Here is a 13,750-nt window from a genome sequence, read left to right as displayed (position 1 = left end):
CTCATAAACCGATTCATGGTATGGAGAGACGAATAGCCGTTAAACAAATGGCACTGCTTGCCGGTGGACTGTTAGCCCTTCCGGCCTGGGCCAATGGTTGGACAAAAGCAACTGTAGGGAGTACCAGGGGGCTTCTGGACCCTGATCAGGCAACATTACTGACCGATATCATCGATACGCTGATTCCTGCGTCAGACACGCCGGGAGCGAAAAGTCTGAACGTACCTGACTTTGTGCAGAGAATGATTGCCGACTGTTATGAGCCAGCCGTTCAGCAACAGGTTAAAGAGGGCCTCGCAGCCGTCGATGCTACCGCGAAAACCAGCTTTGGCCACTCATTCGCCACCTGCGACACCCCGCAGCGACTGGCGGTGCTGACGCAGACAGAATCCGCTGCCGATACGGGGCAGAAGGAGTTCTATACGCTGATCAAAAACCTGACTGTTCAGGGGTATACCACCTCCGAATATGTACTGACCAACTTCCTGAATTACACCATGATACCCGGTCATTACTATGGCTGTGTACCGGCACCTGTAGCTGTTAAATAATCCAACAAGACATGGCAAATTTTGCGATTGATGCCGTTCCCAAAATGACCTACGATGCTATTGTGATCGGGTCGGGAATCAGTGGCGGCTGGGCGGCGAAAGAGCTAACCGGAAAAGGCTTGAAAACGCTGGTGCTGGAGCGGGGGCGTGATGTGAAACACGTAACTGACTATCCAACGGCCAATCTTAATCCCTGGGAGTTTGCCCATCGGGGACAGGTGCCGCTGGCGGTGAAAGAGCAATATGGCAACATTCGGTCGTTCATGCGCGAAGAAACCCTGCACTGGGCCATCAAACCCGACGAGCAGCCCTTCGTTGAAGAACAGCCCTTCACCTGGACACGTGGTTACCATGTGGGCGGTAAGTCGTTATTGTGGGCTCGGCAGACCCAGCGGTTAAGCGACTTTGATTTTGATGGCCCCGTTCGCGATGGTTTTGCCGTCGATTGGCCCATCCGGTACGCCGACATGGCGCCCTGGTACAGTTACGTTGAAAAATTTGCTGGCATTTCAGGCAACAAGGACGGGCTGCCACACCTGCCCGATGGGGAGTTTTTGCCCCCCATTGAACTGAACTGCGTGGAGTCACATTTGCAGAGCGTTATTGCGCAGCATTACAAAGACCGGCAACTGATCCAGGGCCGTTGCGCGCATATTACCAAGCCGCAGCCCATCCATACAGCGCAGGGTCGGGCGCAGTGCCAACACCGATCGTTGTGCGTGCGGGGTTGTCCGTTTGGCGGTTATTTCAGCAGCAACGCCTCCACATTGCCCTGGGCCGAACGGACCGGCAACATGACGCTCCGTCCGTATTCGGTTGTGCATTCTATTATGTATGATGAGAAAAAAGGGCGAGCGTCGGGCGTGCGTGTTGTCGATGCGAACACAAAGCAGATGATGGAATTCTACGCTAAGATCATCTTCGTGAACGGCTCGGCCCTGAACAGCAACCAGATTTTGCTGAACTCCAGATCGAGCCGGTTTCCGAATGGGCTGGGCAACGATAGCGGGCTGCTAGGTAAATACATTGCCTGGCACAATTACCGGGGCAAAATAGCAGCGCAGTACGACGGTTTCCCCGACAAAACCACCGATGGCAAAAATCCAAGTAACGGCTACATTCCCCGGTTCAGGAACCTGCATAAACAGGAAACGAGCGGCCCGGCGTCCCGGTTTCTTCGGGGCTATGCAACGGGCGTTGGCGGTGGACGCGGCTTTGCACAGAACCGCTCAGGAATGGGCCTGGAGCTAAAAGAACAACTGCTGCACCCAAAACTAGGGCCCTGGAACGTGAGCGGCTGGATGATGGGTGAAACCATCCCGATCGAAGAAAACCACGTGCGCCTGGATCCCGCGCTGACCGATAAATATGGAATTCCGCAACTGATCACCTCCGCCAAATGGACGGAGAACGACGATAATATGGTGAAGGATTATATGGAGCAGATGACGGAGATGTTTACGCTGGCGGGCTTCAAAAACATCAATGCGGTTGACACCCACGCGAACCCCGGTTCAGATATTCACGAAATGGGCGGCGTCAGAATGGGAAAAGATCCCAAAACGTCGTTGCTGAATAAATGGAATCAACTGCACCATTGTAAAAATGTATTCGTCACCGATGGCGCCTGCATGACCTCTACGGCCACGCAAAACCCGTCGTTGACCTACATGGCCTTCACGGCCCGTGCCGCCGACTTTGCGGTAAAAGAGCTTAAAAAGAAAAACCTTTGATCTGATTATGTACCACAAAAACACAGGGATGCGGCTGGCTGCGTCCGCTTTATCGCTGGCACTGGCTGTTCTTACTACCAACCAGGTTGCCGCTCAAACTGGCAAAACGGTGTACACGTTTCCGCTTGGTTTGCAAACCTACACGTATCGAAACAGCTTGCCCAAAGATGTGCCAGGTACGCTGGATCTGATAAAATCACTTGGTTTTAAAGAAATTGAAGGCAACGCGCCTAAAGGGGTGACAGCCGAAGAGTTTCGGAAAATGCTCGACGAGCGGGGAATCAAAGTGACGTCGACAGGCGCTGGCTATGAGCAAATTGTGAAAGACCCTGAGTCGATTGTGAAGCAGGCGAAGGCATTGGGCGCCTCTTTTGTGATGGTGGCCTGGATTCCGCACCAGAAAGGGAATTTCTCGCTCGACAATGCCAAACAGGCGGTAGCAGATTTTAACCGGGTGGGCAAAATCCTGAAGGAAAACGGCCTTACTTTTTGCTACCACAACCACGGCTACGAATTTCAACCCTACGAAGACGGGACGCTATTCGACTACCTTGCCAAAAATACCAACCCAGACTACGTTTCCTTTGAGATGGATATTCTCTGGGCTACACATGGTGGTGCCGACCCCGTTGCGTTGCTGAAAAAGTATGGTAGCCGCTGGAAGTTGATGCACCTGAAAGACCTGAAAAAAGGCATTAAGGGCGACCTGACCGGCGGCACGCCACCCGAAAATGACGTAGTGCTCGGGGAGGGCCAGATCAACATGCCTGAGGTGTTGAAACTCGCCAAAAAAGTAGGCGTGAAGCACTACTACATCGAAGACGAGAGCAACCACGAAGACACACAGGTACCGCAGAGCATTGCGTACTTGAAAGGATTAAAAGACTAGCAACGTACCCAGCCCAATAAAAAGGCCAGCCTATGAAAATAGGCTGGCCTTTTTATATGAAATCGACTGGCAGTTATTTCTTATACATGACTGTCTCAACGGCTGCCAGTGTGCGTTTCAGGCTGGGTAGAATGGCTTCGATCAGCGTTGGCGCGTAGGGGAGGGGCAGGTCCAGGCTGTTGACCCGGATGACGGGCGCATCGAGATAATCGAACGCGTTCCGCTGAATGTTGTAGGTTAACTCTGACGAGATTGCCGAGAGCGGCCATGCTTCTTCGACAATCACGCAACGGTTCGTTTTCTTCACCGAATTAATGATCGTTGCGTAATCGATGGGGCGAACTGTGCGCAGATCGATTACTTCAGCCGAAACGCCGTTTTTCGCCAGCTCATCGGCCGCTGCCAGGGCCACTTTCATGATTTTGCCAAACGATACGATGGTCACATCGTTGCCTTCGCGCACAACTTTCGCCTGACCGATTGGAATCAGGTACTCTTCTTCCGGTACCTGCCCTTTGTCGCCGTACATCAGTTCCGACTCCATGAAAATCACTGGGTCATTATCGCGAATCGAGCTTTTCAGCAGACCTTTGGCGTCATACGGGTTCGAGGGGACCACGACTTTTAAACCCGGCGTGTTGGCAAACCAGTTCTCAAAGTTTTGCGAGTGCTGGCTCGAGAGCATCCCGGCATTACCCGTTGGCCCACGAAACACGATTGGGCACGAATACTGCCCACCCGACATCGACATGATCTTGGCTGCTGAGTTAATGACCTGATCAATAGCCACTAACGAGAAGTTGAACGTCATGAACTCGATAATCGGACGCAGCCCGTTAATGGCTGAACCAACACCGATACCGGCAAAACCAAGCTCGGCAATGGGCGTATCAATTACCCGTTCCGCGCCGAATTCATCCAGCATTCCCTGACTGACTTTATAGGCCCCGTTGTACTCGGCCACTTCTTCGCCCATCAGGTAGACCTTCGGGTCAAGGCGCATTTCTTCCACCATAGCTTCCCGTAGGGCCTCGCGGAATTGTATTTCTCTCATGGATCAGTGCGTTGTAATCTTCTTACCAACCGAACGGCCAGGTAGCATCGGCCGTTCAGAAGAACGCGCAAAATTAGGCAAGGATAACCAGAGTGGCAATGTGTGAGGGCAGGTACGTTCCAGGTACGTTGCTTGGGCCAACAAAAGCGTCATTCTTTTGGTAATCCGGCGATAAACCGCCCCTGCCGAAACCGGGCCATACGGCCACTGGGAGCGGCTACCGTGACATTGAATTGGCCGATAATGGTTCGGGCAGCAGAATCAATCCTGACGATGCGTACCCGGCTGGTTGGTGTCGCCTGCAAAAAATAGGCCTCCATCAGCGCTGACCCGTTTCCTAACAGCGCAAAATTTCCCTGGCTCACCACAATTCCTCCGCACTGGTTTAGCTTGTCGACCCGATAAGTGCCTTTCCGGGCTGGTAGATTATAGAGCGTTAAGCGTTGCCGGGGTACAAATTCGCCCGCCTGCAGGGCCGCCTGTTGAGGTGATAATCGTAACTTATCACCAGGATAACCCCGATTTGTATCAAGAAATACGGTAAACCGTCCGTTTGCGCATGGATTAGTATTCAGGGCAGTAGCCTCTGCTGCATAGGCCCGGCCAGACCAGGCCGAATCGTTGAGCATAGCGGTTACGCTGTATGGGCTATTGACTGTAGCAGGAGGTCTTGAACAGGCGATGCAAAGTGCCAGCATAACTAAAAAGAAAGGTTGTTTCATCGTTCAGTGCGATTGACCATGTACCATCACCGGTTTGTAAAACAGGCGCTGATTCATGAGATGATTCATGGCAGGATATTCCATAAGTCGAAAGCGAAACATCTTAATAAGTAATTGACTGGAAGGCCTATTTTTAGGGGAAACAGGGGCGTTCGGCATTGAATTTGTTGATATATAGTTTTACTATATTACTTTTGACTTTACAATACCCGCTTGTAAGTAACTTATTTAACGGTCTGCCTGAAAAGGAAATCTGCTGGGTATCGGACAGATGTGCTTTAGGTAGCGAAAAACTGTGGTTGGATGAATAGGAGCGTACTAAACCAGTCTACGAAAACTTCTGGACTGCCTGATACTGCCAGCGGTGATAACCGGCTTTCGTTGTATGATCAATACGGTAGCGTTGCCTATGGTGTGATCCTGCAAATTGTTCCTCAGGTCTTGCCAGCACAAGAGATACTGGTTGAGCTATTCGCATCGCCAGAACTCCAGAAGAACCTGTCTACCTCATCATCCAACACTACCTGCCTGATTGTGCGGCTGGCTAGAGCCAAAGCCCTTGACTACAGGCAGAAACAGCAAACGCCTGTTTCTTCATTGCCCGCATCAGGCAATGAATCTGAACTTATTTTCAATCTTTTATTTTACCAGAATCAAACCCCCGATTCTATAGCCGAACGGTTAAAGATTCAGCGTTCAGCCGTGTTTGGCGCTGTTCGTGAATTTTTTGCTAATTTTCTCCCATCCTAACCAGACTGACCGTGAAAAATTATCAATATCTGACAGAGGGCCTCCTGGAGTCGTATACCCTGGGTGTTCTGTCGGTCAATGATCGGAAAGAAGCCGAACGGTTAATCGCTACAGATCCTGAGTTGGCGACCCAGCTGGAAGAGATTGAGCTACACATGGAGGACTATTTTTTGCAGCATGCCGTTCCACCGCCACCATCCATTAAAGCAGCCTTACAACAGCGATTGGTTGGTACAGAGATTCAAAAGTGGGAGGAGCAGGTTACTTCGGAGCCACCCCGGCCAGAACCGGCCAACGCGCAGCAGTATGTTGATGTTGAAGTGGGTGACCCTACCCACATTCGGGTGCATAAGTATTGGCGGGCGGCGTTTATTGCGGTCTTTATTCTCGGTAAAGTGTTTCTTGTTTTTGGCCTTTACCAATACTTTAAAGCCAACAGCCTGGAACAGGAAATAGAGCGACTGAAAGCCACGCAGCAGGTAACGTCTCCATTGCCACAAGGCAGATAAAAATCGATACTGGTTCACAAAAAAACCGGCGCCTCTTCAGGGGTCGGTTTTTTTGTGTGGCTGCTGGTTGCTAGCCGGCTATTTCGCCTTATCGGTGGAAAATGAATACGGGAAATCAGCTGTTGCTGTGCCGCGTTGCTTGTTGGGCATTGCCGACATATCAACATCAATAGTGGCGCCTTGAAGCAATTCCCGGTGGCTCAGCCAGTTTTTGCTGTACGGTTTTCGGTTCACCTGCATGGCTTTGATGTACCGATTCTGCCCGCTGTTGTTGGGCGCGTTAATGACGAGTTGCTTACCGTTCTCCAGCGTTGCTGTTACTTTTTTAAACAGCGGTGCCCCAATAACATATTGATCGGTAGCGGGGCAAACCGGATAAAAGCCCATGGCCGTAAATACGTACCAGGCCGAGGTCTGGCCGTTGTCTTCATCGCCGCAGTAGCCATCGGGCGTGGGCAGGTACATGCGGTTCAGGACCTCGCGGAGCCAGTATTGCGCCTTCCAGGGTTCGCCAGCGTAATTATACAGGTAAATCATGTGTTGAATAGGCTGGTTACCGTGGGCATATTGCCCCATATTGGCGATCTGCATCTCCCGAATCTCGTGGATCACACCCCTGTAATAACTTTCGTCGTAGATCGGCGGAATGGTAAAGACCGAGTCCAGCTTGGCGACAAATTTCTGGCGCCCGCCCATCAAATCAACCAGGCCCTGCACGTCGTGAAAGACCGACCAGGTGTAATGCCAGCTGTTTCCTTCTGTAAAAGCATCACCCCATTTAAAGGGGTTGAATGGTGCCTGAAACTGGCCGTCTTTGTTTTTGCCTCGCATCAGGCCTGTTTGTGGGTCGAAGAGGTTCCGGTAGTTCTGGCAGCGTCTGGCAAAACGGTCAATCTCGGTCTGGGGCCGTTTCAGTGCCTTAGCCAGTTGATAGATCGCGAAATCGTCGTAGGCGTATTCCAGCGTTCGGGCGGCATTTTCGTCGATCTTCACGTCGTAGGGAACGTACCCAAGCTGGTTGTAATACGAGACGCCTCTGCGCCCCACGGCATCCATGGGCCCTTCGTTTTCCGAGTTTTTCAGAACGGCCTCATAGAGCGCGTTGATGTCGTAACCCCGGCCACCTTTTAAGTACGCATCGGCGATAACGGAGGCCGAGTTAGAGCCGACCATCACGCTCCGCAAACCGGGACTGGCCCATTCGGGTAACCAGCCGCCTTCTTTATACGCATTGGCCAGCCCTTCCTGCATCTGTGCATTCAGCGACGGGTACATCAGGTTCAGGAACGGGAACATCGACCGGAAGGTATCCCAGAATCCGGTGTCGGTAAACATATAACCGGGCAACACCTTGCCATTGTACGGGCTGTAGTGCACCACTTTTTTGGCCGCATCGATCTCAAAGAATTTCCGGGGAAACAATAACGACCGGTACAGACAGGAATAAAACGTTTGCTGCTGCGCCAGTGAACCACCTTCAACCTTGATCCGGCCCAGTTCTTTATTCCAGGCCGTTTTTCCCTTTTCTTTCACCGTATTGAATGAGTCCTTGCCCAGTTCGTTCAGGTTCAGTTCGGCCTGGTCGTAGCTGATGAACGACGAGGCAATGCGCACATGGACCTGCTCACCTTTGGTCGTTTTAAAGCCAACCACAGCCCCGGCATGCGCCGCCTGAAGTTCGATCGTGTCTTTGGCGAACGTCTTACCGTGCCAGGCCTGCGCCATGGTGAAGGGCTTATCGAAATAAGCGACGAAGTAGTTTTTGAAATTGGCTGGTACGCCACCGCTGTTCCGCGTTGTGTAGCCAATGATCTTGCGCTCGTTGGGAAAAATCTTCACGTATGAGGCTTTGTCGAAGGCATCGAGCATGACAAACGAACTGTCGGTTTTAGGGAAAGTAAACCGAAACATCGCCGCTCGTTCAGTTGGCGCAATTTCGGTGGTAACGTCATGGTCGGCCAGATAAACGCTGTAATAATACGGTTTGGCAACCTCGGCTTTATGCGAGAACCAACTGGCGCGTTCATCCTCATCGATCCGTAGTTTACCGGTGATTGGCATGAGCGAAAACTGGCCGTAGTCGTTCATCCAGGGGGAAGGCTGATGCGTTTGCTTGAAGCCCCGAATCTTGTCGGCCGAGTACGTATAGGCCCAGCCGTTCCCCATCTTTCCCGTCTGTGGCAGCCAGAAATTCATGCCCCAGGGAAGGGCAATGGCTGGGTACGTGTTACCGTTGGATAAACTCGGTTTTGAATCGGTGCCAATCAACGGGTTAACCAGCTCAACGAGGTCAGGTACGTGGCCATGTTGATTGCCGACCAATTGCGAAAAGGCGGAGAACGAACAGCTAATCAGTAAGAGAAGCGAAAGCAGGTTTTTCATGCGGGTTGTTTTAGCGAAGCGGTGAAGCGACTCGTTTGTGGATGGATTGAGTAGCACGATGTTGGTCGTTTTCTGGGTACGTTGGTTAGGGTCAAGTCATACCAATGTCTCAAAGCGAACAAACGTCAATGACGTCGCCAGAGAAATAAAGCAAGATTGCGAATAAACTATCCTATCAACAGGCAGGGGTAAATCAATAAAGTTGACCTACTCCCTGCGCCATTATTCAACTACTTTTCTGGATACCCTGGATTCTGCTTCAGATTGGGGTTGCGGCCAGCTGCTGTTGTGGGATCTGGAAGATCGTCCTGGTCTGGTTGCCGGGCCGGAGATTCCGCCGAGGTGCAGGTTGCGGAGGGCTTTGGTTGTGAACGTGAAATTGTCGTTCCGCGTCACATTGTCGAGCTTGACAGAATCACCCGTTCGAGGCAATAACAGGGGGTTTCTATTAAGTTGCACGGCGAGAGTTGCCAGCCATGAACGCAAAAACGGCCCACTGTGCAGTAGGCCGTTCAAAAAGAGACAGGTAATCGGTTGCCAATCTAGTAGGCTCTGACCACCTTGCCTTCCATAAAGTTAACGAAGGCCTTGTTCACGACTTTATTACCACCAGGAGTTGGGTAGTTGCCCGTGAAGTACCAGTCGCCAGAATGATTAGGACAGGCGAGGTGTAAGTTTTCAACGGTCTGATAAATAACTGCCACCTCCGCATTCAGGTCAACTTCATCGTTGCGACGTGGCGTGATGATATCGGCCACTTTACGCGAGATTTCGTCGTGTGTAAAGGGTGCGAACAGGGCTTTTACGTAGTTCTCCTGCACCGCATTGCCCGATTCAATGGCCACTACCGCCTGCGCGTATACCTCATCGGCAATGTGGTTCAGACCCCGTTCGTTGAGCAGTTGCAAAACTGCCCGGAAAGCCACGAATTCTTTCACCTTCGACATATCGATACCGTAACAGTCGGGGAAGCGGATCTGCGGTGCCGATGAAACGATCACGATTTTCTTTGGCCCCAGTCTGTCGAGCATACGCAGGATACTTTTCTCGAGCGTAGTACCCCGAACAATCGAGTCGTCGAGGACAACAATGGTGTCTACTCCCTTCTTGATCACTTCGTAGGTGGTATCATACACGTTGGCTACCATCTCATCGCGGTGTGCATCATCGGTGATAAAGGTGCGAAGCTTGACATCTTTCGATACCAGTTTCTCTACGCGCGGCCGGAAAGACAATACCCGTTCGAGGTCCTGCTCGAACAGGATTCCTTCCATAATGGCTTTTTTTCGCTGCTTGGCCAGGTAATCTTCCAACCCCTCGACCATACCGAAGAAGGCGGTTTCAGCCGTATTAGGAATATAACTGAATACGGTATTCTCAAGATCGTAGTTGACCTCCTTCAGGATCTGGGGTACCAGCAGGCGGCCCAGCATTTTACGCTCGTTGTAAATGTCGGGATCGGTAGCGCGGGAGAAATAGATACGCTCGAAACTACATGACCGCTTTTCGATAGGCTGAATAAATTCATATTCGCCATACTCGCCGTACTTGTCTACGATGAGTGCATGGCCAGGCTTAACTTCCTGAATCTGACTGTATTCAACGTTGAAGGCCGTTTTGATCGCTGGTTTCTCCGACGCCACAACAACCACTTCGTCGTCGGCGTAATAATAAGCGGGGCGAATGCCGGCCGGATCACGGGCCACAAACGAGGCACCGTAGCCAGTCATGCCCACCATCGCGTAGCCACCGTCGAAATCACGGCAGGAGCGGTACAGCACGCGTTGCAGGTCCAGATTGTCTTCAATGATATCTGACAGGTCGGGGTTTTCGTAGATGCCTTTGAACCGGTCGAATACGCGTTGATTCTCTTCATCGAGGAAATGGCCGATCTTTTCCATGACCGTCACCGTATCAACAAAATCCTTTGGGTGCTGCCCCAACGAAACCAGTTTGTTGAACAGCTGATCTACGTTGGTCATGTTGAAGTTGCCCGCCATGACCAGGTTCCGGCTGCGCCAGTTACTTTGGCGGAGCATCGGGTGGCAATTCTCAATATCGTTGTTGCCGTGGGTGCCGTAGCGGAGGTGACCCATCCAGACTTCGCCGGTAAAGGCTACGTTTTCCTGGAGCCATTTGGCATCACGGGCTTTGTCTTTATTTTTCTTAAGCGCTTTGGCGAACTTCTTGTTGATCTTGCCAAACACATCCGCAACTGGCTGTTGTTCGACCGACCGATACCGGCTGATGTACCGATGCCCTGGTGGCACATCGAGTTTGATATTGGCTACTCCGGCCCCGTCCTGACCCCGGTTCACCTGCTTCTCCATCAGCAAAAACAGCTTGTTGGCCGCGTAGAGGGGTGTACCGTACTTGTCGATGTAATATTGGTAGGGCTTACGAAGGCGTAGCAGCACAATGCCGCATTCGTGTTTAATAGCGTCGCTCATGAGCAGCGTTTACCAGTTAAGCACCGGCGAGACCAGCGCGGTTGGAAGTGTATGCGTAACAACAGGCTAACGCAGGCTCTGCGCTAAATCGTTCGTGAATACGCCTGAACTGTTTCGCTAAAGTAACTTCATTTAGGCAAACAGCCGTACCGGATACTCGCTTCTGTTTTGCTACAGAACGGTTAGTAAGCAAGTAGGTGAGTTAGTTGAATCCCAGATAAAAGAGGTGCAAGCGGATAGAAACGACAAGTATCCTACTCCCGTATACGCAGAAAAAGCCACTACTCATGCCTGGCTGGAAGAGCAGTAGCTTTTTTTACTGGTGATTCAACTAGCTTTTCTAAATCAGATTAAACCGGTGCTGAACCATAGTCTTGGCCAGTAATACTAGTTTTTGTGGATCAGGCACCCGGATACGCTCCTCCTGTATGCGCGAGGCAGGCATGTCTTTGATCTTACAGAACAGCTTCAGGTAGTAGATATAGGCCAGATGTACGCCCATTCGGGCGCCTCTGGGCAACCCTATGATACCTTCGTAGGCGTGATCGAAGTCGCGCTGGATGTCATCTTCAATGAGTTGTTTGGCATCCCGCGAAAAATCGGTGAAATCAACACCGGGGAAGTAGGTACGTCCCCGCTCCTGGTAATCGCTCTTGATGTCGCGCAGAAAGTTCACTTTCTGGAAGGCGGCTCCCAGCTTGCGGGCTGGCTCGCGCAGTCGATCAAATTCATTGCAGTCACCTTCGCAGAACACACGCAGGCACATCAGCCCTACAACCTCGGCCGACCCATAAATGTAATCGGAATAGCCTGCAGCGTCATAATCATGCCGGTGCAGGTCCATTTCCATACTTCGCAGGAAAGCATCGATCAGCTCGCGCTCGATGTTATACTGCCGAACGACCATCTGAAACGAATGCAAAACCGGGTTCAGGCTAATGCCTTCGTCAATGGCCAGGTACGTATCGGCCCGGAATCGGTTCAAGAGTGCCTGCTTATCGAAGTCATGAAACGTATCGACAATCTCATCAGCGTAGCGAACAAAGCCGTAAATGGCATAGATCGGCGCGTGATACTTCTTGTCCAGCGTCTTGATTCCCATCGTAAACGAGGTGCTGTAACGCTCTGTGATGAGTTTACTGCACTCCAGCGCAGTCTGATTGAAAAGGGACATCATAACCAAAAGGGTTTAGATATTGTCTGGGTTAGGAATGGGGCAAATCAAGCCACTGGAAATTCATTGGCCACTTCGTTGGCAACGACTAAACCGGAGATCAGGGAAGGGGGAACCCCCGGCCCCGGAACCGTTAGCTGTCCAGTGTAGAACAGGTTACGTACTTTTTTGTTTTTAAGCGACGGCTTCAGAAAGGCTGTTTGCATCAACGTATTAGCCAGCCCATAGGCATTTCCCCGGAAAGCATTGTAATCGGCTTTAAAGTCGCGGTGGGCATAGCTTCGTTTGTAAATTACACAATCCCGAACAGTTTCACCCACGTAATCTTCAAGCCGCTGCATAATCAGATTATAATAATGCTCACGTGTTGCTTCATCATCAGCTAAGTCGGGGGCTACTGGTATGAGTAAAAACAAGTTTTCGCAGTTGGCCGGTGCCACACCAGGATCTGTTTTCGACGGTGCCGAGACATAAAACAGCGGTTTACTGGGCCATTTCGGGGTTTCGTAGATTTCCTGAGCATGTAAACCAAAATCTTCATCAAAGAATAAATTGTGGTGTTCCAACCTAGGAATCCGTTTATTAACGCCCACATAAAACAGGAGCGATGAGGGAGCCATGACCCGTTTTGCCCAATAGGCATCGTCGTAGTTCCGGTTGGCCGGCTCAACGAGGGCCGTTTCAATGTGGTTATAATCGGCGCTGCCCACCACAATATCGGCCTCGAAAATGCCCTTGTCGGTATGTACGCGTTTGGCCAGGCCACCAACCGTTTCTATCTGCTGAACCGTCTGATTTAAGAGGAGTTTAACGCCTTTTTCTTTTGCCAGCGCCACCATGCCATCAATGATTTTGTGCATGCCGCCCATTGGATACCACGTACCCATGGTCATTTCGGCGTAGTTCATCAGGCTATACATGGCCGGTGTATTTTGCGGTGTAGCCCCCAGAAATAGAATTGGAAATTCGATCAGTTGCAACAGGCGCGGATGACTGAAAAATTTTCGGGCGTGACTGGCAAAGGACTGAAAGACGTCGAGCCGCGCAACGTCGTAGAGAAGTTTCAGGCTGAAAAATTCGGTTATCGAACGACTTGGTTTCCAGACGAACTTATGAATGCCAACATCGTATTTATAGGCGGCCTGCCGTAGAAATTCAGTCAGGCGTGCGCCGCTGCCCGGTTCAATACCCTCGAACGTTTGTTTCAAATCGTCCAGGTTGGCGGGCAAATTCACCGCTTCTTGCGGGCCAAAGACAACCTTATAGGATGGGTCTAGCCGAACCAGTTCGTAATAATCGGCCGGATGTTTACCAAAACGGGCGAAATACGTCTCAAAGACATCGGGCATCCAATACCAGCTTGGGCCCATATCGAAGGTGAAACCGTCGGCGTGGAAGACACGCGCCCGGCCACCGGGTAGCTCATTCTTTTCAAGAATGGTAACATCATAACCCTGATGGGCTAAACTCGTTGCAACAGATAAACCGGAAAAGCCGGCACCAATGACAAGTACGCGTGGGGGCATAATAACAGGT

At 51.3% G+C, this 13,750-nt stretch carries 10 protein-coding genes; 4 read left to right on the top strand and 6 right to left on the bottom strand.

Going from position 1 to position 13,750, the window contains the following annotated elements; genetic code table 11:
* Positions 1-20: 20 nt before the first annotated feature.
* Genes ACAW75_RS05560 through ACAW75_RS05550 form a run of 3 tightly spaced genes read left to right on the top strand, consistent with a single transcriptional unit; the run spans position 21 to position 3,173 of the window.
* Positions 21-551, top strand: coding sequence for a gluconate 2-dehydrogenase subunit 3 family protein (locus ACAW75_RS05560; RefSeq protein WP_370727694.1), 531 nt, complete (start codon positions 21-23; stop codon positions 549-551).
* Between the two features lie 11 nt (positions 552-562).
* On the top strand, positions 563-2,284 hold the full coding sequence (locus tag ACAW75_RS05555) for a GMC oxidoreductase (RefSeq protein ID WP_370727693.1): 1,722 nt from the start codon (positions 563-565) through the stop codon (positions 2,282-2,284).
* A 7-nt stretch (positions 2,285-2,291) separates the two neighbouring features.
* Positions 2,292-3,173 carry a sugar phosphate isomerase/epimerase family protein gene (locus ACAW75_RS05550; protein ID WP_370727692.1) on the top strand — a complete coding sequence of 294 codons (882 nt, stop codon included), beginning with the start codon at positions 2,292-2,294 and terminating at the stop codon, positions 3,171-3,173.
* A gap of 73 nt (positions 3,174-3,246) precedes the next feature.
* Here ACAW75_RS05550 and ACAW75_RS05545 read toward each other — a convergent pair whose 3' ends face one another.
* Entirely contained in the window at positions 3,247-4,227 is a 981-nt protein-coding gene (locus ACAW75_RS05545; protein WP_370727691.1) for a pyruvate dehydrogenase complex E1 component subunit beta, read from the bottom strand.
* Between the two features lie 149 nt (positions 4,228-4,376).
* A complete protein-coding gene (locus ACAW75_RS05540; RefSeq protein ID WP_370727690.1) occupies positions 4,377-4,949 on the bottom strand; it encodes a hypothetical protein in 573 nt (190 codons plus the stop codon).
* Between the two features lie 761 nt (positions 4,950-5,710).
* On the opposite strand from ACAW75_RS05540, the gene ACAW75_RS05535 reads away from it, so the two are divergent.
* Positions 5,711-6,208, top strand: a complete 498-nt coding sequence (locus ACAW75_RS05535; RefSeq protein WP_370727689.1) for a hypothetical protein — start codon at positions 5,711-5,713, stop codon at positions 6,206-6,208.
* 78 nt (positions 6,209-6,286) lie between these two features.
* Here the strand turns inward: ACAW75_RS05535 and ACAW75_RS05530 are convergent, their stop codons facing one another.
* The 4 genes from ACAW75_RS05530 to crtID all read right to left on the bottom strand — a co-directional run bounded on the left by ACAW75_RS05530 (position 6,287) and on the right by crtID (position 13,740).
* Positions 6,287-8,590 (bottom strand): GH92 family glycosyl hydrolase, encoded by a 2,304-nt coding sequence (locus ACAW75_RS05530; protein ID WP_370727688.1) that lies wholly within the window; start codon positions 8,588-8,590, stop codon positions 6,287-6,289.
* A gap of 542 nt (positions 8,591-9,132) precedes the next feature.
* Positions 9,133-11,040 carry an amidophosphoribosyltransferase gene (locus tag ACAW75_RS05525; RefSeq protein ID WP_370727687.1) on the bottom strand — a complete coding sequence of 636 codons (1,908 nt, stop codon included), beginning with the start codon at positions 11,038-11,040 and terminating at the stop codon, positions 9,133-9,135.
* A 340-nt stretch (positions 11,041-11,380) separates the two neighbouring features.
* Complete coding sequence (locus ACAW75_RS05520; RefSeq protein WP_370727686.1) at positions 11,381-12,217, bottom strand: phytoene/squalene synthase family protein; 837 nt, start codon at positions 12,215-12,217, stop codon at positions 11,381-11,383.
* A gap of 44 nt (positions 12,218-12,261) precedes the next feature.
* The gene (gene crtID / locus ACAW75_RS05515; protein WP_370727685.1) at positions 12,262-13,740 is read right to left on the bottom strand and encodes a bifunctional phytoene desaturase/3,4-desaturase; all 1,479 of its coding nucleotides are present in this window, start codon (positions 13,738-13,740) and stop codon (positions 12,262-12,264) included.
* Positions 13,741-13,750 lie beyond the last annotated feature (10 nt).

The organism is Fibrella arboris (genome assembly GCF_041321095.1).
GTDB lineage: Bacteria > Bacteroidota > Bacteroidia > Cytophagales > Spirosomataceae > Fibrella > Fibrella arboris.
The sequence above is the reverse complement of the archived record's forward strand: the minus strand, read 5'-3'. Positions and strand labels throughout refer to the sequence as shown.